Annotated in this window: 17 protein-coding genes; 11 read left to right on the top strand and 6 right to left on the bottom strand. The window is 69.5% G+C overall.

What is annotated here, in order from left to right:
- Positions 1–46 precede the first annotated feature (46 nt).
- On the bottom strand, positions 47–493 hold the full coding sequence (locus ACJ8AT_RS10845; RefSeq protein WP_407737598.1) for a hypothetical protein: 447 nt from the start codon (positions 491–493) through the stop codon (positions 47–49).
- Positions 494–644: 151 nt separating this feature from the next.
- Here ACJ8AT_RS10845 and ACJ8AT_RS10840 point away from each other — a divergent pair, with 151 nt between their 5' ends.
- Positions 645–2,408 (top strand): ABC transporter ATP-binding protein, encoded by a 1,764-nt coding sequence (locus ACJ8AT_RS10840; RefSeq protein WP_407737597.1) that lies wholly within the window; start codon positions 645–647, stop codon positions 2,406–2,408.
- Between the two features lie 13 nt (positions 2,409–2,421).
- On the opposite strand, the gene ACJ8AT_RS10835 is transcribed toward ACJ8AT_RS10840, so the two are convergent.
- Positions 2,422–2,682 (bottom strand): hypothetical protein, encoded by a 261-nt coding sequence (locus ACJ8AT_RS10835; RefSeq protein ID WP_407737596.1) that lies wholly within the window; start codon positions 2,680–2,682, stop codon positions 2,422–2,424.
- Positions 2,679–3,821: an HNH endonuclease gene (locus tag ACJ8AT_RS10830; protein ID WP_407737595.1), complete on the bottom strand. Its 1,143-nt coding sequence runs from the start codon at positions 3,819–3,821 to the stop codon at positions 2,679–2,681. Before ACJ8AT_RS10830 ends, ACJ8AT_RS10835 begins: the two co-directional genes overlap by 4 nt.
- Positions 3,822–4,218: 397 nt before the next feature.
- Here ACJ8AT_RS10830 and ACJ8AT_RS10825 point away from each other — a divergent pair, with 397 nt between their 5' ends.
- Positions 4,219–4,599 (top strand): hypothetical protein, encoded by a 381-nt coding sequence (locus ACJ8AT_RS10825; protein ID WP_407737594.1) that lies wholly within the window; start codon positions 4,219–4,221, stop codon positions 4,597–4,599.
- A 1,792-nt stretch (positions 4,600–6,391) separates the two neighbouring features.
- On the opposite strand, the gene ACJ8AT_RS10820 is transcribed toward ACJ8AT_RS10825, so the two are convergent.
- The gene (locus ACJ8AT_RS10820; RefSeq protein WP_407737593.1) at positions 6,392–7,006 is read right to left on the bottom strand and encodes a hypothetical protein; all 615 of its coding nucleotides are present in this window, start codon (positions 7,004–7,006) and stop codon (positions 6,392–6,394) included.
- 65 nt (positions 7,007–7,071) lie between these two features.
- Here ACJ8AT_RS10820 and ACJ8AT_RS10815 point away from each other — a divergent pair, with 65 nt between their 5' ends.
- Entirely contained in the window at positions 7,072–7,833 is a 762-nt protein-coding gene (locus ACJ8AT_RS10815) for a hypothetical protein (RefSeq protein ID WP_407737592.1), read from the top strand.
- Positions 7,834–7,836: 3 nt separating this feature from the next.
- Positions 7,837–8,397, top strand: coding sequence for a hypothetical protein (locus tag ACJ8AT_RS10810; protein ID WP_407737591.1), 561 nt, complete (start codon positions 7,837–7,839; stop codon positions 8,395–8,397).
- A gap of 9 nt (positions 8,398–8,406) precedes the next feature.
- Here ACJ8AT_RS10810 and ACJ8AT_RS10805 read toward each other — a convergent pair whose 3' ends face one another.
- Positions 8,407–11,442, bottom strand: a complete 3,036-nt coding sequence (locus ACJ8AT_RS10805) for a helicase-related protein (RefSeq protein WP_407737590.1) — start codon at positions 11,440–11,442, stop codon at positions 8,407–8,409.
- A gap of 638 nt (positions 11,443–12,080) precedes the next feature.
- Here ACJ8AT_RS10805 and ACJ8AT_RS10800 point away from each other — a divergent pair.
- The 7 genes from ACJ8AT_RS10800 to ACJ8AT_RS10770 all read left to right on the top strand — a co-directional run bounded on the left by ACJ8AT_RS10800 (position 12,081) and on the right by ACJ8AT_RS10770 (position 21,965).
- Positions 12,081–13,937, top strand: a complete 1,857-nt coding sequence (locus tag ACJ8AT_RS10800) for a cytochrome C (RefSeq protein WP_407737589.1) — start codon at positions 12,081–12,083, stop codon at positions 13,935–13,937.
- A gap of 27 nt (positions 13,938–13,964) precedes the next feature.
- Complete coding sequence (locus tag ACJ8AT_RS10795; protein WP_407737588.1) at positions 13,965–15,128, top strand: FIST signal transduction protein; 1,164 nt, start codon at positions 13,965–13,967, stop codon at positions 15,126–15,128.
- Positions 15,128–18,067, top strand: a complete 2,940-nt coding sequence (locus ACJ8AT_RS10790) for a response regulator (protein ID WP_407737587.1) — start codon at positions 15,128–15,130, stop codon at positions 18,065–18,067. Before ACJ8AT_RS10795 ends, ACJ8AT_RS10790 begins: the two co-directional genes overlap by 1 nt.
- The gene (locus tag ACJ8AT_RS10785; RefSeq protein ID WP_407737586.1) at positions 18,060–18,461 is read left to right on the top strand and encodes a response regulator; all 402 of its coding nucleotides are present in this window, start codon (positions 18,060–18,062) and stop codon (positions 18,459–18,461) included. The genes ACJ8AT_RS10790 and ACJ8AT_RS10785 overlap by 8 nt, the downstream gene beginning before the upstream one ends.
- A gap of 126 nt (positions 18,462–18,587) precedes the next feature.
- Positions 18,588–19,802, top strand: a complete 1,215-nt coding sequence (locus ACJ8AT_RS10780) for a tryptophan 2,3-dioxygenase family protein (RefSeq protein ID WP_407737585.1) — start codon at positions 18,588–18,590, stop codon at positions 19,800–19,802.
- A gap of 1 nt (position 19,803) precedes the next feature.
- Positions 19,804–20,946, top strand: coding sequence for an aminotransferase class V-fold PLP-dependent enzyme (locus ACJ8AT_RS10775; RefSeq protein ID WP_407737584.1), 1,143 nt, complete (start codon positions 19,804–19,806; stop codon positions 20,944–20,946).
- On the top strand, positions 20,943–21,965 hold the full coding sequence (locus ACJ8AT_RS10770) for a methyltransferase (RefSeq protein WP_407737583.1): 1,023 nt from the start codon (positions 20,943–20,945) through the stop codon (positions 21,963–21,965). The genes ACJ8AT_RS10775 and ACJ8AT_RS10770 overlap by 4 nt, the downstream gene beginning before the upstream one ends.
- Positions 21,966–22,026: 61 nt before the next feature.
- Here the strand turns inward: ACJ8AT_RS10770 and ACJ8AT_RS10765 are convergent, their stop codons facing one another.
- Positions 22,027–22,404 carry a hypothetical protein gene (locus ACJ8AT_RS10765; protein ID WP_407737582.1) on the bottom strand — a complete coding sequence of 126 codons (378 nt, stop codon included), beginning with the start codon at positions 22,402–22,404 and terminating at the stop codon, positions 22,027–22,029.
- Positions 22,405–22,611: the final 207 nt, after the last annotated feature.

Genomic DNA, 22,611 nt, shown 5'->3' with positions numbered 1-22,611 from the left:
CGCAGGGTTTGAGGCCAGCAATCCAGGGGTGTGAACGAGCCGGGGGCTACACCAGCCAGACACGGTTGGCTGTCAGCTCCATGCGAGCCAGCCGGCGCTTGAGTGCCGGGTCCACCGGGCCGATCGCGGACCACTTGGGGACCACGAAGTGCAGCTCGGCGTTGTAGAGCTTGGCGGCGCTGGCCAGCAGGCTCCACCGGTTCTCGGTGACGGGATCCTCCACCATGTCCGGAGTGACGATCTCCAGGATGATGGGGGTGCGGGCCGAGTCCGTCTGCCGGCAGGTGAAGTCCGGCCGATGATCCTCGATGGTTCCCGAGAGGACAGGCGGAGGCATGAAGCCCGGTAGCCTCGCCTTGATGTCCGTGTAGCCGATCGTCCGGAAGTACTCCGCCATGAGCCACAGGAGCCGCCGGCGCTCCTCGTCCTCGACGACCGGCTCACAGCCTGGACTGAACAGCGCCTCTTTTTGGTTCGTGTCGTTGATGTCCATGGCTCCCGGAAAGCTGTCCGCCACACTCGCCTACAGCAACGTACGGGCTAGCGTGCGCAGGCTGGTGGGCGGCTGGGCAGCCGAGGAAGCGTGGCCCCTTCCCTGAAGCGTCTTGGACCGGCCCCGCTGGGGTGAGAGAGTCCGCGCCGCCTTGGCGCCCCGTCCCTCCCCGCACCTCTATCGTCGCCTGCTGAGCTATCTGCGGCCGTACCGGCGTTTGCTCGTGGCGGGCCTGGGAGCCTCGGTGCTGGCCGCGGCGGCGACCTCCGGGTACGCGTGGCTGGTGGGGCCGCTGCTGCGCGCGGTGCTCACGGGCGAGGCGGTGCTGGTGGCGGGCCTGAGGCTGCCTCCGGACGAGCTGCTGCGCCGGTTGCCGCTGCTGCTGGTGGCGGTGGCGGTGGTGAAGGCGACGGCCCAGTTCCTTCAGGGCGGGTGGATGCAGCGGCTCGGCCAGCGGGTGATGGCGGACTTGCGAGGCTTCTTCTACTCGCGGCTGCTCACCCAACCTCCGGCGTTCTTCGAGCGGCGGCACTCGGGCGAGCTGCTCTCGCGCTTCACCGCGGACGTGCCGCTGGTGGAGTTCTCGGTGACGCAGGCGCTGTCCTCCTATGTGAAGGACGGGATGCAGGTGCTGGCGCTGCTGCTTACCTGCGCGTGGATCGACGCGAAGCTGTTCCTGCTCACCTTCGTGGTGATGCCGGCGATGGTGATTCCGGTGTCGCGCTTCGCGCGCTCGGTGAAGAAGGTGACCACGCGCTCTCAGGCGAGCCTGGGCGCGCTGAGCTCGCTTACCTCCGAGCAGTTGCAGAACCTGCCCGTGGTGCAAGCCTACGGCGGAGTGCCCCGAGCGCTGGAGACCTTCGACGCGGAGGCCGAGCGCTACCTGGGAGAGATGCGCCGCTCGCTCTTCCTGCGCGGGGCCTTCACGCCCACGGTGGAGATGCTGGGCATCGTCGGCGTGGCGCTGGTGGTGATGTGGGGCGCGCGAGCGGTGGCGGCCGAGCCCGCGCTGGCGGGGCGGTTGCTGTCGTTCCTCGCGGCGGCGCTGTTGCTGTACCAGCCGTTGAAGTCGCTGAGCGGCACGCTCTCGCAGGTGCTCACGGGCCTGGTGGCGGCCGAGCGCCTCTTCTCCATCGCGGACGAGCCCGCTCCGCCGGACGAGGGCCGAGAGGCGGGTCCGCTGGCGAAGGCGCTGGTGCTGGAGGACGTGCGCGCCACCTATCAGGATGGCCGTGAAGGCCTGCGCGGGGTGAGCCTCACGGTGCCCGCGGGCGGGCGGGTGGCGCTGGTGGGAGCCTCGGGAGCGGGGAAGACGACGCTGTTCTCGGTGCTGCTCGGCTTCCTGCCCACGAGCGGGGGCACGGTGCGCTGGGATGGCGTACCGCTGCCAGAGCTGAAGCCCTCGAGCGTGCGCGCCCAGATGGCGTGGGTGCCGCAGGAGCCCGTGCTCTTCTCCGGCACGGTGCGCCACAACCTGCTGCTGGGCCGTCCCGAGGCGAACGACACGGAGCTCTGGGAAGCCCTGGCGCTGGCGCACGCGGAGGACTTCGTGCGAGCGCTGCCGGGAGGCCTGGAGGAGCCGGTGGGAGAGCGAGGCTCGCGGCTCTCGGGTGGACAGCGGCAGCGGCTGGCGCTGGCGAGGGCCTTCCTGCGCCGCCCCTCTCTTCTGTTGCTGGACGAGCCCACGAGCGCCTTGGACGCGGCCAGCGAGGCGGCGGTGGGGGCGGGGCTGGCGGAGCTGATGAAGGGCCGCACGGTGCTCGTCATCGCGCACCGGCTGTCCACGGTGCGGGACGCGGATCTGATCGTCGTGCTGGACGCGGGCCGGGTGGTGGAGTCCGGCACCCACGCGGAGCTGGTCGCGCGCCAGGGCCGCTACGCACAACTGCTGGGTGAAGGCGCCGTCGCCGCCTGAGGCGTGGCCTCAATCACGCGATAGGGCGACGTTCCCACGAACTTGCTGGCGAGGCTCGCTCTGCCTCCCATTGCTCCGGAAGATCGAGCACGACTCGAAGGCTCGGATCTTCGCCCACCAAGTGACTCAACCCGACGACGCGCGGGATCTCGCTCTCCTCGTGAGCGCCGCCGCACAGGAGTTGCCAGTCTCCTTCGGCGTGTGACACCAGCAAGACAGGGCTCCGCTTCTCGAAGACATGCGAACACACGAAAGCGGCGATCTCCTTGCTCATGGCTTCCACTCCTCGGGGGTTCGTGGTCCTTTGGATCGGTTGCACGTCCGACATGCTGGAGCGAGGTTGTCCTGCGTGCTCGACCCGCCCTTAGAGTATGGAGTCTGGTGATCAGCCTCGTAGGAATTCGGCTGGCCTGCATTCGGCTCCAGCTCTGTATCGCAGTACTCGCATCGGGGAACGCCGTTCGCGTCCTTTGCCTTCTCCAAGCCCGCAGCACGGTCGCCCTTTGAGAAAGTGCGCTTCCCCTGTGATGCGGTGGAGAGAACGTAGACGCCGCCGACTCCCGCGCCAACCGAGGTCGCCACAGTGCCCACCGGCACCGCGATGCGCTCCAGCACCAGCATGCCCTCGGCTGAGAGGGTCAGCACTGGCACGGTGGCCTCCGCGCCCCCGAGCGCCACCGGGAGCGTGCCACTGGTCCCTCCCGCGGTGCCCCAGGTGACGATGAGGGTGGTGGTCAGCTTGGAGAGCACTTCCACCTGCTCTCCGCGCGTCATGTTCTCGAAGCGCTCCAGGTACTCCGGAGAAGAGGCGATCAGGGCGGCCACCCCTGTCGGCAGGTTCCGCAATGCCGCGAGGCTGTCTGACGGATACGTCAGCAGCTTCCCAATCGCGAGAGCCAACTCGACGAGTGCATCCTGCGCCCCGTCCAGCGTGCGGCTGATGACGTCTGCGTCGTCGTACACCTCGACCTGCAACGAATCGAACACGGGCTGGAGCCGCTCGTCCGCCGGCCGGAAGACGTAGCCATTGCTGACGTAGAAGCGCCCCAGCTCGAAGCCCAGCGCGCGGAAGGCTCCGTCCCGCCATTCCACCGGACCCGCCTTCTGCTGCGTGCGCCCACTGAGAACCCACGCCAGGTAGCCATCTGGCCGCAGCACGGCCACCCGGTTGAAGCGCCCCACCCGGCGCAGCAGCTCCTCCCGGGACACCTCGCCGCCCGCCAGCACCTCGCGCAGCAGGTAGCTGGCCCCCAGGCGCGGCGGGAAGTTGGCCAGCGACATCGGCTTCTGCAGCAGCACTGCCAGCAACCGGGACGCCTGCTTCGGCGTGAGGGCACTGTCCCCCACGGGCCACTCGTCCTGCATCTCCAGGCCCGCGGACAGAAGCAGTTGCTCGAAGGCATCCTGCTGCACGGCGCCGCTGGCCACCTCTGTACCCGCCAGGCGCCCGGCCCCACTGCGGTGCAGCCTCAGCGGGTTGCTGGGGCCAGCATGGAAGGAAGGCTGGGATCCCCTGCGGTGAGGTGCACCGCCCGCTGTATCCCGCAACACAGCTCCCTGATCAGGAGGCCTCACCGCAGCACAGCCGGTGGTCAGCAGGGCTGCGTACAGCAGGAGGGCCGTCCACCTGCGCAGCAGTGCCTCAGCGTGCATTGTTCACTCTCGGCAGAACGGAAGCGAAGGCTCCCGGGACGCAGCATCCCGCCCACCGTCGGATCCAGCAACGCGCCCACGAAGAGGTGCCCCCTCAGTCGTCCCCCAAGCTTCATGTCTTGCCCCGGGCCGCCCGCTTTGCGAGCGTCACCTTGGAATGTCGCGCGAGCCGTCTCCGCCCAACCTCAACGCGCTGCTGCTGGGGCCCGCACTGGCGCTGGCCGCGCTGGCGTGCTGGGCCGTCGCGGTGCGTCAGGCCGCCCTCGCCACCGCCGCCACCACCACCCTCTTCCTAGTGCCCATCGTCTTCCGGTTGATGACGCGCACCTGGTACCGCGGGCTCGTGGTGCGCGGGGTGGGCCTGTTCTTCCTCGGCTTCCACGTGCCGGTGTTGATCTTCGGATTCTTCGCCCGTGCCAACATCGGCTGCGAGCCGGGCAAGTGCATGGGACTGGTCATCCTCGGCACCCTCCTGGGCCCCATCATCGGCGGCGTGTTCACCGTCGTTTATTGGCTGGTCGGTCGGCCCCCGGTCTGACTTACCGGATATACCCGGGCTACCTAATTTCCCGGGAAATGCTTGTGACCGCCCGACCGAGCCTTGCCCCCGGTGTAGTTGCGGCTGCGACCGCTCCCATCACCGTTCTGTTCGCTTCCTGGCTCCTGGTGGTCTGGAGCGGAGGGTCCGATGAGCTCTCGCGGCTCATGAGCGCGGCGGGGCCGTTCGCGCCCCTGGTGGTGCTCTCGGGGCTGGTGGAGCTGGCCTTCCTCACGTTGATGGTCTGCCACATTGGCACCGGGCGGCTGGTGCCCCTGGCCGTCATGCTGGGCATGGCCACCCTGCCCTGGACGGTGGGGCTGCTGGGCACCGAGGCCATCGTCAGCCGGACGGTGGCGGCGCTCGCCGGGATGGGGGCTTCGGATGCGCGCAACGCCCTGGCGCTCGGGGTGGGAGAGGCCATGGCCTCGCGGATGCTGGGCGCCTGGATCAGCGCGGCGCTGCTCATGGGCGTGGGCCTCGGGCTGGCCATGGCCGGAGTCTCCGCCGCGGGGAAGTGGCACCCCGCGCCTCGGGGCTCCACGGCCAGCCTGTTATTCGGCATCGCCGTGGCCTTCGTCTTGGCGGCCCTCGCCCTGGTGGGAGCCCTGGAGGCGCGCCAGCTCTTCACGCTGCTCACGCACCTGCCCCAGGCGCCCCTCTCCGAGCGCGTCAACCTCCTGAGCGGGGCCGCGGAGGACATGGCGCACCTGCGGCCCATACGCCAGGCCTGTCAGGTCCTGCTCGCCACCCTGGGGGGAGTGCTCTTCGTCTGGCGGGCCCTCCGCGACGCAAGCCCCGCGCGAGGATGGATGGGCAGCGCCTTCCTCGCGGCCGCAGTCACCTCGCTGCTCATGCTGGATGGCCACCCGCTGCGCTTCGCCGAGCAGCGCGCCCATCAGGAGGGCCTCGACTCCATCACCCTGCCCATGGGCTTCGAGGCCCTCCCCACGCTCCGGGCCTCCACACCTCGGCCGCTCGCGGCCATGGCCTCGCTGGAGAGCGTCGTCTCGAGCGCTGGGCACCGCCTCTCCTGGAGCAACTCGCCCAAGCAATTCGCCGAGGCCCTCTCCGCCTCGCTCCACTCGGCGCGGGGCGTGCCCGCTTCCTCCGGCGCCCTCCCCGAGCCCGTGATGCCCCTGCTGGTGGACGCCCGCCTCTCCGGGAGCGCGGTGCGCCAGTTGCTCGAGGCGAGCCGCCTGGCCGGCGCGCACTCGGTGGAGCTGGTGGGGCAACACCCCCTCGCGGCCAGCCCCGCGACGGTGGAGTGGCTCGAGGCTCGACAGCCCCTCTTCGCCGTCCTCGCGGCCAGGGCCGGCACGCTGGAGCTGCTGCTCCCCTCCGCCATGAAGGAGCCCTTCGCCCTGTCCTGGCGTGCTCGGTTGGACAGCGGTGGCACGCTCCGCCTCTCTCCCGTGCAAGGGGGCGAGACCCTCACCCTCTCCTTGAGCCCCTCGCCCGCCGAGGTGCCCGAAGTGCTCGCGGGGAGGTTCGTGGGGTTGGAGATCTCGGACGATGTCTCCTTGAAGCAGCTCGGCGCCGCGGCGCAGGCGCTCGAGCTGGCGGGGGCCTCGACCGTGGTGCTGTTCGACTCGGACTCGCGCGTGGCCTGGCCCGCTCATGGCGGCACCGCCACCCTGTGGAGCACTCCCACTCCCGGCCCCCTGGCGCCGGAGATCCTCCACCGCGCGGCCGAGATCCAGCGCTATGGGCTGCAGGTGCTGCAGCTGGCCATGGCCGCTCAGCTCGTGAAGGCGCCGCGCCCCCGGGCTCCCCAGCTCGTCGCCGACGCTCAGAGCATCCGCATGAGCATCACGAACGCGGCGATGACTCCGATACCGAACACCACCCACATCATGATTCCCTCGTACTTGGAGGATCGCGGGACGTTCGGCGCGGCCTCGGAGGTGGGCTTCATCGCCCGGGGCGTGGGCGCCGGGGCCTCCGGCTCCTTGGGCCGCTCGGCGGTGTGGGTGACGACGGAGGCCTCCCGCATCTCGAGGCCCTCCCGGGCCAGCGCGAGCACCCGCTTCATGTGGAGTATGTAACGGTCCTCGCCCTCGTAGTTCTCCAGCGCCAGCGCGGCCCGCATGAGCCGGAAGGGCACCAGCTGCGGATCCGTGTGCACGACGGCCGCGGCCGGGTTCGCCTTCGAGCCGCCCTCGGTCTCCACCCGTCCGGTGCGCAGCCCTTGTCCGCTGGTCCACACGTAGTGGTCTCCCAGCAGCGTCAGCTCCTGGCGCTGGACCCGGCCCTCCATGTCCACGAGCGACAGCAGCTCCGCCCCCTGCGCGCACATGTGCCAGACGGACTTCTGACCATTGTCCCCGGGAGGCCCCTCCACGGCTCGCACCCGGTACAGCGCCTGCACTGCGGCCTTCAGCTTCTCTGGCGAGGGGTTGTTCATCCAGCGGCGGAGCCTAGCATGCGTGCGTGCGTCCCCTCGCCACCGAGGCTAGCGTTACGGCCACCATGAGCCGCTCACGGGGAAGAGGCAGCGACTTCGTCCACCACTTCGAGGGCGCGCAGACGCTCGACGGGCTGCTGGAGCTCGCCGGCAGCCCCTGTGACACCTCGGAGGTGATTGTCCACATGCGCCAGGCCCACTCCGAGGGCCAGCCGCACACCTCCGTCATTCCCACCCTGTTTCCGAGCGAGCCCCGCTTCCCCTCGCCCGAGGTGGCCCAGCGGCTCTTCGAGAACCTGCTGGGGCTGTGGGACTTGATTGCCGAGGGCAAGCCGGTACGAGGCGCGGAGGAGCCCCGGCCCCCGCGGCCGAAGAAGGTGAAGCCCGTGAGGCCCCCTCCCTTCGCCCCGGGCGAGCCGGGGAGCGAATTCGTGGAGGCTGCCTGGCGTTATCTGGAAGACGAGGAGAAGGAGCGCACGCGGCGGATGCATTCCTTCGACAACCGGCAGGATGCGCTGCTGGGCGAGCTTGACGGCGCGGGCCTCACGGACGAAGGATATGCGGTAGCCCGCCACCTGCTCTTCGAACTGCACGCCATGTTGGAGCTGGGCTGGCCGCCGGGACTTGCCAGTGTGGATCCGGCGGCGCTGAGGGAGGACACGGAGGCTCCGCCAGTGCCCCAGGCCCTCACCGCGTATGCGGAGGAAGCGCTGTTCGAGGCGGAGCAGGATGAGGAGCACCCCCTCTCTGCCGAGGAGCTCGCGCGGGTGCGCACCCTGGTGCGGCGCGGGCTGGCGGCGCTGTGGAAGGCCCGGAAGGGAAGTTGACGGATGGCACGAGACAAGGACGACAACGACGGCGGCGGATTCTCCGGCAAGCGCAACAAGAGCTGGCGCGAGATCGACGCGATGCGGGGCAAGAGCAAGAGCCACTCGCGTCACGATGACCCGGCGCAGCAGCGGATTGAGCGCAGCGCGTCGTATCAGAAGTACAAGACCGCGGCGGACGCGCTGTTCACCGGCGGCGAGCTGCCCCAGGGGCTGGCCGAGAAGTTCGACCCCGAGGGCAAGCGCAAGACGCAGAAGCAGGCGATGCAGAAGCTGCAGCAGGCCGAGTCTCGCCAGGAGTGGGTGGCGGGCGTCGTCGAGTACCTGGAGAAGTACCCGGAGCTGCCCGAGGACACGTACTTCCTGGACAGCCTGTTGGATCATCCGCGCGAGCGGATCGCCGACAAGGCGCTGACGAAGCTGGAGGCCATGGAGGCCGAGGGCAAGCTGAAGACCAAGGTGCCCAAGAGCCTGGACGAGCGGCTCAAGTCCATCCAGCTCACCAGCATGGATCCAGAGATGCAGGGCCGGGCCAAGGCCCTGCGCGAGAAGCTCAAGGCCTGAGCCAGCCGCTCAGCGGTTGATGACGAAGCCGCAGGCCGAGTCGAGCACCACCTTCGCCCCCGCGAGCGTCCTCAACAGGCGCTCGTAGTGCAGGCGCTCCGCGTCGAGCTGCTCGTCCAGGGCCTCGGCGGAGAGCCCCTGGTGTCCCAGGGATAGCCGCATGCGAGCCACCGCGGTGTCGCGCTCGGCCTCGATGGCCTTCTTCGCCTTCGCCGCGAGCTTGCTCAGCTCCGTCTCGGCGGCCTTCTGGCCCACCGGCACCGCCGCGTCCACGAAGCCGCGGATGTCCGGGAACGCTCGCGTCACCTCGTCGCCCTTGAGCGCGCGCCCCTCCGCCTCCAGCACCGGCAGCAGGTTCGCGTCCGCCTTGGCCCCGCCCGGCGCCTCCGCCACCGCCACGTGCAGCAGCGTGCGCTCCAGGAAGCGCGCGAGCTGACGGCTCGGCACACGGGCGCCCGGAGAGGTGTCCTCGGGCTCGGGCAGTTGCACGTGGTAGAGCAGCTCCAGCCCGCGCGCCTTCAGCGGCCCACGCTTCTCGATGTAGCGGAACCCGCTGCGCCCGTAGGGCCCGTCTCGCAAGAAGCCGAACAGCGCCTCCACGAGCGAGTGCCCGGTGGCGAAGTACTCCAGCTCCTCGGCCTCCACCGCCGTGTCGCGCCAGAAGGTGCCCAGCACCGTCCGGTCCTCCATCACGTCCAGCCCCGGCAGCGCCTCCACGTTGAGCGCGTGGCCGAAGTGGAAGGCACACTGGAAGGCCTCCACCTCCTCGTCCGTGTCCACCCGGAGCCCCACCCGCTTCGCCAGCTCGGTGACGGTCTCCTCCAGGCGCTCGTCCAGGTCTCTCGCCACGCCCCAGAGCCCGTCCTCCAGCGGCTGCTCCTCTTCCTCCTCCTCGTCCGCCTCGATGCCCATGCGGGCCTGGGCGCGCGTCACCAGCCGCTCCACCGCGGGCTTGTCGAAGGAGCGCAGGTCCAACAGCGGATCATACGCGCGCTTCACCTGCGCCCGCGCCGCCTCGACCTTGGCCTTCAGCTCCGCCGCGTACGCCACTCGGGCATCGCGAGGGAGCAGCGCCAGGTCCGCCAGCCGGTTCTCCACTTCCTCCAGCACCGCGTCCAGGCCGCCCACCGTCTCGCCGAAGACGCCCACCGCGTCCGCCAGCAACATCAATACGTCCGCGGCGAGCGTACCCACCGGATCAAACACGTGGATCTCCACCGGCTTCGTCTGGCCGATGCGGTCCAGACGGCCGATGCGCTGCTCCACCGTGGCGGGGCTCCAGGGCAAGTCGTAGTGCACCAGGTGGTGGGCGAACTGGAAGTTGCGGCCCTCGCCGCCCACCTCCGTGCACAACAACACCTGCGGGCCCTCGGGGTCCCTGAAGCGCGCCACCTGCCTGTCCCGCTCCACCAGCGGCAAGTCCCCATGGTAGCCGAGCGCCTCGACGCCCTCGCGCCCCAGCTCCGTCTGGAGCGCCTCGAGCGTGTCCCGGCTCTCGGTGAAGACGAGCACCTTGGCATTCGCCTCCGAGGCCCAGATGCCGCGCAGCACCCCGAGGAAGGCCACCAGCTTGGCGTCCCTCGCCGGCAGCTTCAGGTCCGCCGCCTTGAGCGCCGGGTTGGCCTTCACCGCTCCGGCGAAGGCGGCGGGGCTGGACTCGAGCCGGCGCAGCACGTTGGCCAGGGGCGCGCCGCGCAGGTTCGAGCCCGCCAGCGCCGCCAGCGCCGCATCGCGCGTCTTCAGCTCCTCGGCGGAGAGCTGCACGGGGTGCCGGTGCAGCCGCCGCGTGGAGAACCCACCCACCACCGCGCGCCGGTTGCGCACCAGCCGCTCCGACAGGCTGTATGTCTCCGCCAGGTGCTCCAGCAGCGCCTCGCGCACCTTGAGCGCCTGGAGCTTCGCGTCGTCCGGGAACCGCTTCGCCAGCGCCTTCACCGCCTTGGCGGGCTCATTGCCCTCCAGCAGCGCGCGCACCGCGCTGGACAGCTCCTCCTGCCGGGCCAGCCGCTCCTCGAAGCCCTTCACCGTGGGCGCCGTGGCCGCGTCGATCAGCGTGAGCAGCCCGTGGTACTCGGCCGGATCCAGCTGCATGGGCGTGGCGGTGAGCAGCAGCAGGCCCCAGCTATTGCCCGCCAGCGCCTGGGCCGCCTCGAAGGCCTTCTCGCCCTTGAGGTGGTGCGCCTCGTCGATGATGACCAGGTCCCAGAACGCCCCCTCTTCAGCCACCGCGCGCCGGTGCTCCTCGGTGCGCGAGAGCAGCTCCAGGCTCGTCACCACCAGCGGGAAGCGCTCCCACGGGGACACCTCGGGCTGCTCCTTGAGCGACTGCGCGTAGCGGTCCGAGTCCATCAGCGTGAACAGCTGGTTGAACTTGTGGAACAGCTCCACCAGCCACTGCACCGTGAGGTGGCTCGGCGCCACCACCAGCACCCGCCGCGCCAGCCCCGACAGCCGCAGGGCGCTGAACACCATGCCCGCCTCAATCGTCTTGCCCAGGCCCACCTCGTCGGCGAGCACGAAGCGCGGCCGCCGCGCCGACAGCACCCGCTGCACCACGCCCACCTGGTGCGGCTTCACCATCACCCGGCTGGCCAGCAGCGCGCCCAGCGCGTCGCAGCGCCGCTCGTCATCCAGCACCAGCGCCTGCTTGCGCAGCATGAACGCCTTGGCGTCCCCCACCCGGCCCTCGCGCAGCGTGGAGAGCAGATCCGAGCGCGGAGGCAGCGCGCGCACCTCGGACTCGGGCATCTCGTCCTCTTCTCCCGTGTCCGCGTAGCGGATGACGTAGCGCCGCAGGCCTCGCGCGCCGGGCTCCTCGCGCACCACCGTGGCCTGCCGCCCCTTGGTGGTGACGATGGGCTCGCCTGAGGGCAGCGCATGGGCCACCAGCGCGCCACCCTTCGTGGAGACGAGCACCGGTGCGTCCTCCCGGGCAGGGAAGAACACGAGCGCCTTGGCGCCTCCGTCCTCCAGCATGGCGAGGTGCCCCACGCCCCACTCGGGCTGGGGGAGGTAGCGGACCTTGAGACCTTCGACGAGGGACATAGGCAGTCGGCAGCGCGGGGAAGAAAAGGGGCTCGCCTCTTAACGCCCCGCCCGCGCGAAGGCCATCCCGCAGCGCCTGGGACTGCCGCTCTCAGGAGCCCCCAGGCCCGCCGCCCGCGCCACACAACCCGGTGAGTCAACCTCTCTTGCTCAGTCCGGCCGCCCGAAGCGCCGCCCGATCCGCGAGCCGAGCCGCCTCCTCACAAGCGTCCTCCAGCTCTCTCCATTCTGTACACTGTGTGTAAAACACATACCACTTTGGGCGTATATCGCCGCGTATCCAGCCGCTGCTACCGTTCGTTTGCAGCAAGGACTGAACAGGGAAGTCAAGAAAGCTCGAGCCCATGTCCCGTTCCCTTCCGGGAAGAAGGGAGCCCGAAAATGTCTCATTCTCTCAAAGAAGGGGACGGAAACAGGGGGAATCCGACGGTTTCGGTTCAACAGGTCAGGATATTTTTCTTACTTGTTGAACTGTTCTTTCCGAAACGGATATTCTTTTTATGGCTCGAAACAATCTCTTCCGGGGAAAGCCGGAAATGATGATCCTCTCGGGTTCTCAGGATAAGAAGAGAGCTCAGGGGACATAACAAGAAGCCGGGGATGCCCTCTCATCTCCGGGTTCGCAAGGAGGGGCCACCATGCGTGAGACGAATGCACCATCGGCGACGAAGTACGAGACCACCCACCGGGTGGGGTCGTTCGGTGTAGGCTTCCTGCTCGTTGCACTGGCAACCCTGGTGTCCGCCTGCGGACCTCAAGGCGAGCCGGAGGCTGCCTCCGCGATGAGCGCCCACTCCCAGGCCCTGCAGGACGACGGCGACGACAGCCTCACCCCCCCGCCGGGCAACACCAGCGCGGTGGCCCTGGCGCTCGCGGTGGAGAACGGCTCGGGCGCGCCGCTGCGCCTGCGCGCCGGCCAGGCCTTCTACGTCAACACCCTCGACATCCGCTCCAGCATGAACGCCACCAGCGACGAGGGCGTCAGCGGGCTGGACCGCACGGGCGACTTCAGCGGCCTGGGCTGGGGCGGCATCAACCTGGCCGAGCAGGCCTTCGAGCTGCTCGCCGGCCCGGACGGCTACCACCGCCGCCGCTTCTACCGCGACGCGGCGTGGATGCGCGTGCCCAGCTTCTTCCTGGTGGAGCAGGTGGACGGCAACGGCAACATCCTGGCCGCGCCCGTCGTCCTGAACGCGGGCTCGGACGACAAGCGCCGGGACGATGACGACTTCTTCGTCCGCCGCTTCCGCGCCATCCAGTGGACGTACGGCTGCCCCACCGTCACCGACTGCACCGGGTCCACCAGCTTCATGGAGGAGGCGCTGGTGGAGCTGCGCAACGCCCGCACCCCGTGCAAGAGCAAGATCCTCACCCTGGACCCGCGCACCAAGGCGCTGCGCCTGCGCTGGTCGCTGCGCCCGGTGGCCCCCTACACCATCCCCGTGGAGCAGGTGGCCCAGCCGGCCTACGCCTACGGCTTCAACATCGACGTGAACCCGGTGACCGCACCCCAGGCGGATGGCACCTATGCTCCGGGTACGGCCATCCAGTTCCAGCTCACCCTCAAGGATGGCGCCGGCAACCGGCTGCACCCCCAGGGCTCCCTTCCCACGTATAATGAGGTCATCTCGGGCCAGAGCACCTCGGGCATCGAGTACTACAACGCGTTCTTCGATCCCACCGCGACGTACTACCGGAGGAAGCACCGCGAGCGCATGCTGATGACGCAGATCATCGGGCCGGCCCAGCTCATCAAGCCCATCCGCTCCGTCATCGACATGGACGCGTTCGTGGATCCGAACACCGAAGTGCAGACGGTGGCGACGTTCGAGCGCGACGGCGTCTTCTCCCAGTTCCAGACCTTCCCCAAGGGGAATGATCTGTTCGGCGGCGCGTTTGATCCGGCCCACGCTGGGTGGGATGCTCCGGTGAGTGACAAGTGGACCTACCAGCTCCCCGCCAACGCCGTGCCCGGCACCTATCTGGTCACCGTGAAGGGCCGCCGCGTGTACATGGGCGAGGACATCCCCGCCAGCAAGACCATCGAGATCCAGGTGGGCACCGCGCAGCACACCCTGGCGCCGCTGACCACCGGCCCGTGCAACTCCTGCCACAGCCAGGGCGGCGAGCTGGCCAACGTGCTGCACGCCAACGACAACCGCGCCGCGTGCGCCGGCTGCCACACGCCGCTGGGCTTCGAGCTGGAGGGCCCCATCTTCGTGCGCGTGCACTTCATCCACTCGCGCTCCAACCGCTTCGGCGCGGACCTGGCCCAGTGCAGCAAGTGCCACCTGAACAATGAGAGCATCCAGCGCACCAGCAAGGCCGCGTGCTTCTCGTGCCACAAGGCCGACGACACCAAGAAGAAGCACAATGGCAAGGTGCCCCCGAGTATGTTCGGCGACCTCACCAACATGTACGTGGGCGGTGGGCGCGAATCCTTCCAGCAGTGCACCAGTACCTGCCACACTACACACCCGAAGAGCGGCCTCTAGCCGCTCCACTCAATCAGGAGGTCCTCCATGGCACAGGTGAAGATGCAGACGGCTCGAACCTCGGAGAAGGAGCCCGTCGCGGCCGCGGAGGACCTGATGAAACAGCTGGGTGCCATCACGCCCAAGCTGGTGATGATGTACGCCTCGCGCGAGCGCGACCAGAGCGCGCTCAACCGCGCCATCCGTGAGCGCCTGCCCAAGGGCACCCGCCTGGTGGGCGCCACCACCGCGGGCGAGCTGGACAACACCGGCATCTACTCCGGCCAGGTGGTGCTGGGCGCGCTCTCCGGCGACTTCGACGTGGGGCTGGGGCTGGGCACCGGGCTCACCGCCGACGCGGTGTCCGCGGGCGCCACCGCCATCCGCCGCGCCTGCGAGGAGCTGGGCGTGCGCCAGGCGGATCTGGATCCGCGCAAGTACGTGGGCCTCGTGATTGACGACGGCTTCCGCTACAAGAAAGAGGAGCTGCTGCTGGGCATCCTCGAGAAGAACCAGACGCTGGTGCTGGTGGGCGGCGGCGCCAGCGACAGCAACCCGGACATGAGCAAGCAGTCCGCGCAGCTGCACGTGGACGGCGAGGTGTCCACCGACTGCGTGCTGGTGGCGCTGTTCCGCACCAACGCCCCCTTCGCCGCGCTGCGCTCGCACTGGTACATCCCCACCGGCGAGCGCATGACGATCACCAAGGTCGACGAGACGCACACCCGCGCGCTGGAGATCGACGGCAAGCCGGCGGCCTTGCGCTACGCGGACCTGCTCGGGTGCCGGCCGGACCAGCTGGAGTTCGGCACGCCCCAGGGCTTCGCGGTGCGGCCGACCGCGCTGCGAGTGGGACGCGAGTACTTCATCCGCGCCCCGTGGAAGCCCATCCTCGAGGATAACTCCATTCTTTTCGCCAACTTGCTGGAGGAGGGCTCCGAGCTGGAGCTGATGAAGATTGGCGACATGGCGGGGATGACCAAGAGCTTCTTCACGGAGGAGCTGCCCAGGCGGGTACACAACCCCCAGGCCGCCCTCCTGTTTCACTGCGGTGGTCGTATGTGGTACGCCAGCTCCACGGGTAAGATACCGGAGCTTGCCGAGACCTTGCGCTCCGCGCCGACGGCGGCTGGAATGAATGTGCACTTCGAGATCTACTCGGGGTTCCACATCAACACCACGCTGACCGTGCTGGCGTTCGGATCCAACTGATGAGCCTCTCCCCCCCCGCGCAAACCGAAAGCCCTACCCACCGCATCCTCCTCCTCACCAGCGAGCGCGAGACTGAACAGGTCCGCAGCGCGCTGCGCCGTGTGGCGCCGCAAGCGGAGGTGGAGCGCGCCACCAACGCCGAGACACTCGCCGCGGCGCTGAGCAAGCCCTGGTCCCTGGCGGTGATCGGCACCGAGTCCCCGGCGCTGCCGCTGTCCCAGGTGCAGGCGCTGTGGAAGGACAAGGGCGGCACCACGCCCTTCGTCGTGCTGTCCCGTCAGTGGAGCGACGAGACGCTGAGCGCCGCCACGCAGGCCGGCGCCCGGGACTACCTCACCGAGGAGCAGCTGGGGCGGCTGGGGCTGGTGCTCGCGCGTGAGCATCAGGTGCTCACCAGCCACCAGCAGCACATGGCCTCGGAGGCCGAGCTCAAGCAGAGCAACTGGCTGCTCAACACCATCATCGACAGCCTGCCCTTCCTCCTCTTCGTGAAGGACGCGAAGGAGCTGCGGCTCAAGGTCGCCAATCGAACTTTCGCCGACTCGTTCAAGACCACCAAGGACTGGCTGGTGGGGAAGCTGGATCACGACTACTTCCCCAAGAAGCAGGCCGATGCCTTCGTGGCGGATGATCGCGAGGTCATCGCCAGCAAGCGCATCAAGGTCTTCGACGAGGTGGCGCGCGTCATCGACAAGGACCGCATGTTCGGCACGCGCAAGGTGCCGCTGATGAACGAGCAGGGCGAGGTCCTCTACGTGATGGGCGTCACGGAGGACATCACCGACCGCAAGGCGAACGAGGACGTGCTGCGCACCTCCAAGGAGGAGCTGGAGGCGGCCAACAAGAAGCTGGCCGAGAGCCTCGAGGAGATCAAGCGCACGCGCTCGGTGTCCGCGCGCTCACTGGCCAGCTACCAGCAGCGCGCGCTGCAGATGGAGCTCATCCGCCAGCAGAACGAGGACCTGGACCGGCTGGCCACGGAGCTGGCCATCGCCAAGCGCAACGAGGAGGAGCGCGCCCGCGAGGCCGAGGCCGCCGCCCGCCTCAAGAGCGAGTTCCTGGCCAACTTCAGCCATGAAATCAGAACGCCGCTCAACGGCATCATCGGCTACTGCGATCTGCTCATGCGCGAGGAGGGCAGCCGCCTGACCGCGCATGGCCGCCGCGACTTGAACGTCGTCAAGACGAACGCCAAGACGCTGCTGGCGCTGATCAACGACATCCTCGATCTGTCGAAGATCGAAGCGGGCCGCGTGGAAGTCGTCGTGGAGCGCGTGGACATCCAGGAGCTGGCCGAGGAGTGCCAGGCCACGGTGCGCGAGTACCTCAAGGGCAAGGACGTCGCGCTCACGCTGAACATCGAGGAGCGGGCGCGCTACCTGCGCACCGACGCGCTGAAGCTGCGGCAGGTGATGCTCAACCTGCTGAGCAACGCCGCCAAGTTCACCGAGTCCGGTGAGGTGGCGCTGGGCGCCCGGGCCGAGGGCAACGAGCTGGTCATGACGGTGGAGGACACCGGCGTGGGCATCCCGGCCGATCAGGTGGACTACATCTTCGAGAAGTTCCGTCAGGTGGACGGCTCCACCACGCGCAAGGTGGGCGGCACGGGCCTGGGGCTGGCCATCGTCCGCGAGCTGAGCAAGGTGCTGGGCGGCAACGTCAACGTCACCAGCGTGCTGGGCCGCGGCTCCACCTTCACGGTGCGCCTGGCGGGCGTGCTGGAGACGTCAGGGCCGGCGCCGACCCACCCGGTGGAGCAGCCCGAGCCCGTGACGGTGGAGGAGGTGGCGGCGAAGCTGGCCCCGCTGGCCGCCGGCAGCACGGTGCTGGTGGTGGATGATGATCCGCTCATGCAGCAGCTGGTGGTAGGCCAGCTGGAGCCGGCGGGCTTCAAGGTGATTCCGGCCGACGACGGCGTGAGCGCGCTGCGGCTGGCGCGCGAGGTGAAGCCCCAGGCCATCCTCCTGGACATCCACCTGCCGCGGCTGGACGGCTGGAGCGTGCTCAGCCAGCTCAAGAGCGAGCCGACGCTGGCCAACATCCCCGTCATCCTCGTGTCCGTGGAGGAGCAGCGCGCGCGCGGCTACTCGCTGGGCGCGTGCGAGTACCTGGTCAAGCCCGTGGAGCCGGACCGCCTGGTGGAGGTGGTGACGCGCACCCTGGGCACCCAGGCCCTGGCCAGCGGCGAGGTGCTGGTGGTGGATGACGACTCGAGCACCCGCGAGCTCGTCAGCCGCAGCCTGCGCCGCGCCGGCTTCTCCACCTCCGAGGCCCACAGCGGCGAGGACGCGCTCCTCAAGGCGCGCGTGTCTCCGCCCGTCCTGGTGGTGCTGGACTTGATGATGCCCAACCTCGACGGCTTCGAGGTGCTGCGGCGGCTGCGCACGGAGAACCTCCACATGCCGGTGGTGGTGCTCACCGGCAAGGACTTGGACCTCAGCGAGCAGTCCACGCTGCGCGACGGGCTGATCGCCTTCGTGCGCAAGGGCGGCCACGCCATCGACGAGGTGATTGGCCAGGCCAAGACGCTGCTGTTGCAGAAGCGCTCGACCACCAGCACGCGCCCCCCGCGCATCCTCTACGTGGAGGACAACCCCCAGAACCGCGACATCGTCCGGCGCTACCTCGGCAACAACTTCGAGCTGCTCGAGGCCGAGGACGGTGAGCACGGCCTGGAGCGCACCCAGCGCGACACGCCGGACCTGGTGCTCATGGACCTGTCGCTGCCGCGCGTGGATGGCTGGGAGGCCACCCGCCGCATCCGCGCGCTGCCGGCGGCCGTGTCCAAGGTCCCCGTCATCGCCGTCACCGCCCACGCGGGCCGCGAGTACCAGGACAAGGCCCTGGCGGCCGGCTGCACCGCCTACCTGACCAAGCCCCTGGATCGCGACCAGCTGCTCGACACCATCCGCAAGCATCTGGGGAAGAGCCATGCCTGAGGGGAAGCTCCGCGTCCTGGTCGTGGATGACGACCCGGATCTGCTGGATCTGGTCGAGCGCTCGCTGAGCGCCTACGGCTTCGAGGTGGAGACGCACCTGTCCGCGCTGGGTGTCTCCACCCGAATCCAGCAGTCCGTACCGGACGTGGTCCTCATTGACGTGAACTTCCCCTCGCTCAAGGGGGACAAGGTGGTGTCGCTGGCGCGCGCTCAGGCGCCGGCGGGCACCACCTTCATCCTCTATTCGGCCTCGGATGAGTCCCGCCTGCGCGTGCTGGCCAGCAGCTCGGGCGCGGATGGCTACCTCTCCAAGAGCGTCCAGGGCGCCGAGCTCGCGCAGAAGATCGAGTCCTTCCGCCACAAGCCCCGCCCTACTCCCGTGCCGCTGGTCTGAGCTCCACCGCTTTCGCTGACTCGGCTGTCTCCTCTCTTGATTCGCCCGTGCTCGCTGGAGGGCTAAGCCTTGCGTACACCTGACTACAGTGAGGCTGAAAAGTTACGCCGCCAACTGGAGTCCCCCATGTTCAACCCCCTGCTGAAGAAGTGGGTGGGCAAGGGGGAGCTGGACTACGAGGTCTACATCAAGACGGGGACGCTGCTGAACCTGCAGACGCCCTCGGAGGAGCTCGTGCACCATGACGAGCTGCTCTTCCAAGTCACCCACCAGGCGCAGGAGCTGTGGCTCAAGCTCATCTCCCAGGAGGCGGTGGAGGTGGTGGCGGAGATGGACGGCGACTTGCTCTGGCCGGCCACGGGGCGGCTGGAGCGGATGCTGCGCACCATGCGCTGCCTGGTGGCGGAGATGAACATCCTGGAGACGATGACGCCGGACACGTATCAGATCATCCGGCGCAGCCTGGGCAACGGCAGCGGGCAGGAGTCTCCCGGGTACAACGCCATGCGCCTGTCGGCGGAGGCGATGGAGGCGGCGCTGGAGCGCACGCTGATGCGGCGCGGGAACCTGCGGCTGCTGGACGTGTACAAGGTCGGCGCGTTCGGCTCGGAGGACCTGAAGCGCATCTGCGAGCAGTTCGTGGACCTGGACGAGCTGTTCCAGACGTGGCTGTACACGCACTACCAGATGGTCCGCCGCATCATCGGCGTGGACCGCTCCATCAAGGCGCTGGACGGCCTGCCGACGCAGGTGCTGGCGGGCCGGATGACGCTGCCGCTGTTCCGCAAGCTGTGGGAGGTGCGCGCGGAGATGACGAACGCGTGGCGGCGCGACGGTGGCTACGCGCCCGGAACCCGGAGGGCCTCGGAGCCCCCCGCCCCGGCGCACGCGCGGGCCCCAGGCGGCGAGGCCCACGGGGCCCCCATGCCGCTCCCCCCTGCGGCGAGTGCGCCTCCCGCCGCGCCGGCGCCGCACGCGCCGAGTGCGCTCCCCACCGAGCCCGCCCGGGTGATGGCCCCTGCCGCGCAGCCTGCTCCGATGATGAGCCCGGCCCAGGCGCTCGCCACGACGGCGGCCCAGGTGGAGCCCTCCTCCACGGCGAGCGCGCCCACCCCGAGCGCCCCGGTGGATGATCCGTGGTCCCGGCCCGAGCCGCCCCGCCGCGGCGAGGCGCAGCCCGCTCCCCCGCCGCCGGAGAATGACGATCCGTGGTCCCGGCCCGAGCCGCCCACCTCGCGCCGCGCGGCCCAGGCGAAGGAGGACGCAGCCTCCGGTGGCAGCTCACAGGATCCAGTCGGGATGGACTGGACCCGGCCTCCGAAGGATCAGGGACAATACTGATATGGACACCACGCTCGCGGCGGTCCGCGCTGAGTTTCCCCTGCTGGAGAAGTGCACCTACCTCAACAGCAACTCCACGGGCGCGTTCCCGCGCGGCATGGACGCGGTGTTCCAGCGCTACTCGCAGACGCTCCAGAACTGGCGGGACGAGGCGTGGGAGGGCTGGTGGGCGGACTGGCTCGGCTACATGGACGCGGTGGCGCGCTTCATCGGCGGGCCGCCCGGCTCGGTGGTGACGGACTCCAACCTCACCACGCTCATGGGACGGCTGGCCACGTGCTTCGACTACCAGGGCGAGCGCCGCCGCGTGGTGACCACGGATCTCGAGTTCCCCACCGTCCCCTTCATCTGGAAGGCCTTTGGCCGCTACGGCGCGGAGGCCGTGGTGGTGCCCACCGAGAACGGGCGGATGGACGAGGAGCGGCTGTGCGCAGCCATCGATGAGCGCACGCTGCTCGTCAGCATCACGCACGCCTTCAGCTCCACGGGGGCGATGTTGGATCTGGCTCCCGTGGTGAAGCGCGCGCACGAGGTGGGCGCGCTGGTGGCGGTGGATGCCTACCAGTCCGTGGGCGCCGTCCCCGTCGACGTGGAGGCGCTGGGCGTGGACTTCCTGCTGGGCGGCGCGCACAAGTGGATGTGCGGCTCCATCGAGAGCGGCTTCCTGTACGTGCGCCCCGCCCTGCTGCCCACGCTGCGGCCGGCGGCCACCGGGTGGATGGCCGGGGAGAACCCGCTCACCTTCGAGCCCTCGCGCGATTGGGCCAACACGGCGCGCAGGCTCGCCGGAGGAACCCCCGCCGTGCTGCCCTCCCAACTGTCGCGGGTGGGGCTGGAGCTGCTGGCCAAGGTGGGCATGCCCACCATCCGCGCGCACTCGCTGCGGTGCACGGCGCGGGTGATGGAGCGGGCGGATGAGGCGGGCTTCACGGTGGTGACGCCTCGGAAGGAGTCCCAGCGCGCCGGCGTGGTGGCGCTGCGCTTCCCCGGGGACGCGGAGGTGGCGAAGCGGATGGTGGCGCGGGGCTTCATCTGCAGCTACCGGGGCATGTTGCGCGTGGCGCCGCACTTCTACAACACGCTGGAGGAGGTGGACCGCTTCATGGACGCCCTCGTGGCGGAGGCTCGGAGGCAGAAGGCATGAGCACCCTGGAGTTCACCCCACGCGGCCTGCTGCACCTGCTCTTCAACGGCGCGCGGGCCATTGATGTGGTGCAGACGGCGCACGAGCTGGGCCTGCTGGAGGACCTGGAGGCCGGCCCCGTGACGCTGCGGGACTTGAGCCAGAAGCACGTCCTGGTGCCGGGGCGGCTCTACAAATTCCTGGACTGCCTGGAGAGCATGGGCCTGGTGAAGCGCGTGCAGGAGACGGACGCGATCAGCGAGGCCCGCTACACGGCGGTGAAAGGGCTGCGCGAGGCGGCCGACAAGGTGGTGGGCCCGCGCTCGCTGGAGCGCGACCGCGAGAAGTACGGCTGGAAGGAGCTGCACGGCCACCTGCCCGAGGTGCTGCGCGGGCAGAAGAGCATGCCCCGCGAGTCCTTTGACTGGCCGCCGCAGACACCCGAGCAGGTGGCGGGCTTCGAGGCCAGCATGGCCGCGGGCCTGGGCCCCATCCTCGAGGTGTTCCGCACGCACGGCGACAGGCTGTGGGGCGAGGGCCAGCGGCTGCTGGAGGTAGGCGGCGGGGATGGCACGCTCGCGGCGCACCTGCTGGAGCAGCACCCGGGGCTCGCCGTGGATGTGTACAACCTGCCGGCCACCGAGGCCCTGGTGACGCGCACGCGCGAGGCGCACCGGCTGGGCGCGCGGCTGGGCTTCATGGGCGGAGACTTCCTGAAGGAGCCGCTGCCCAAGGGCTATGACGTGCTCTCCTTCGTGCGCGTGCTGCACGACTGGCCGGCGGAGACGGCGCGCGAGCTGATGAAGGCCGCCTACGCGGCGCTGCCCTCCGGTGGCCGGATCCTCATCTGCGAGGAGTTCCGCACTCCCGAGCGGCTGACGGCCCAGTTCTTCTGGTCCTACTTCCTCATGGGCGTGGACAGCTGCGTGAGCCGGCTGCGCGAGGTGGAGTACTACCTGCAGGCGCTGAAGGAGCTCGGCTTCCGAGCGCCCGAGGTGCTGCCGGGCCCGTTCGAGCTCGTGGTCGCCACCAAGCCCTGAGACAGCAGGCTGGGATGGGACGCAGCCTTCCCACCCCAGCCACACGGAAAACCCGAAGGGCTCAATGGCCCGAGCCGGAGTTGCCCGAGCTGCCCGGCGTGCTCCCCGGCTGGCTACTGCCGGGCTGCATCGTGCCGGAGTTGCCCGAGCCACCCGAGGCGCCGCCCGAGCCACCCGAGCCGCCGCCCGAGCCGCCCGAGCCGCCGCCCATGCCGGGGCTCGGATTGACCGGCGTGCCCGTGCCCGAGCCGGTCGAGCCAGAGCCCGTCGCCCCACCCTCGCCTCCGCTGGTGGTGCCGGTGCCCTGGCCGCTCTGGCCACTCTGGCCGCTCTGGCCGCCGTTCTGCTCCGACTGCGCGCCCTTGCATCCCCAGCCCAGCAACGTGGCCGCGGCCACTGCGCCTACCACCACCGTGCTCCTGAAAGCCTTCATCCGCATGTGCACTCTCCCAGCAAGAAAGAAGCGGGCGGCACAATAGGGCTGCCAAGCCCAACGCGGCATTGTCCTCAGGTTGGGGCCTCTGGGCTCCAAGTCGACACTCGAGGCGGAGAGGCGCGAGCAGCCAAGGCAGCAGCGGACCGGGGCAGGGGAGGAAGCGTCTCTACCCCGGCCCGCTGGACAACGTCCTTCAGGGCACCGGCGGCG

The organism is Hyalangium sp. (genome assembly GCF_045802625.1).
In the GTDB taxonomy this organism is placed as follows: Bacteria; Myxococcota; Myxococcia; order Myxococcales; family Myxococcaceae; genus Hyalangium.
This window is presented reverse-complemented; position numbering and strand designations above follow the sequence as displayed.

Coding starts and splice junctions, on each gene's coding strand:
- ACJ8AT_RS10845 (WP_407737598.1), bottom strand. CDS start 493: ATGGACATCAACGACACGAACCAAAAAGAGGCGCTGTTCAGTCCAGGC.
- ACJ8AT_RS10835 (WP_407737596.1), bottom strand. CDS start 2,682: ATGAGCAAGGAGATCGCCGCTTTCGTGTGTTCGCATGTCTTCGAGAAG.
- ACJ8AT_RS10825 (WP_407737594.1), top strand. CDS start 4,219: ATGTCGCGCGAGCCGTCTCCGCCCAACCTCAACGCGCTGCTGCTGGGG.
- ACJ8AT_RS10820 (WP_407737593.1), bottom strand. CDS start 7,006: ATGAACAACCCCTCGCCAGAGAAGCTGAAGGCCGCAGTGCAGGCGCTG.
- ACJ8AT_RS10815 (WP_407737592.1), top strand. CDS start 7,072: ATGAGCCGCTCACGGGGAAGAGGCAGCGACTTCGTCCACCACTTCGAG.
- ACJ8AT_RS10810 (WP_407737591.1), top strand. CDS start 7,837: ATGGCACGAGACAAGGACGACAACGACGGCGGCGGATTCTCCGGCAAG.
- ACJ8AT_RS10805 (WP_407737590.1), bottom strand. CDS start 11,442: ATGTCCCTCGTCGAAGGTCTCAAGGTCCGCTACCTCCCCCAGCCCGAG.
- ACJ8AT_RS10800 (WP_407737589.1), top strand. CDS start 12,081: ATGCGTGAGACGAATGCACCATCGGCGACGAAGTACGAGACCACCCAC.
- ACJ8AT_RS10795 (WP_407737588.1), top strand. CDS start 13,965: ATGGCACAGGTGAAGATGCAGACGGCTCGAACCTCGGAGAAGGAGCCC.
- ACJ8AT_RS10790 (WP_407737587.1), top strand. CDS start 15,128: ATGAGCCTCTCCCCCCCCGCGCAAACCGAAAGCCCTACCCACCGCATC.
- ACJ8AT_RS10785 (WP_407737586.1), top strand. CDS start 18,060: ATGCCTGAGGGGAAGCTCCGCGTCCTGGTCGTGGATGACGACCCGGAT.
- ACJ8AT_RS10780 (WP_407737585.1), top strand. CDS start 18,588: ATGTTCAACCCCCTGCTGAAGAAGTGGGTGGGCAAGGGGGAGCTGGAC.
- ACJ8AT_RS10775 (WP_407737584.1), top strand. CDS start 19,804: ATGGACACCACGCTCGCGGCGGTCCGCGCTGAGTTTCCCCTGCTGGAG.
- ACJ8AT_RS10770 (WP_407737583.1), top strand. CDS start 20,943: ATGAGCACCCTGGAGTTCACCCCACGCGGCCTGCTGCACCTGCTCTTC.
- ACJ8AT_RS10765 (WP_407737582.1), bottom strand. CDS start 22,404: ATGCGGATGAAGGCTTTCAGGAGCACGGTGGTGGTAGGCGCAGTGGCC.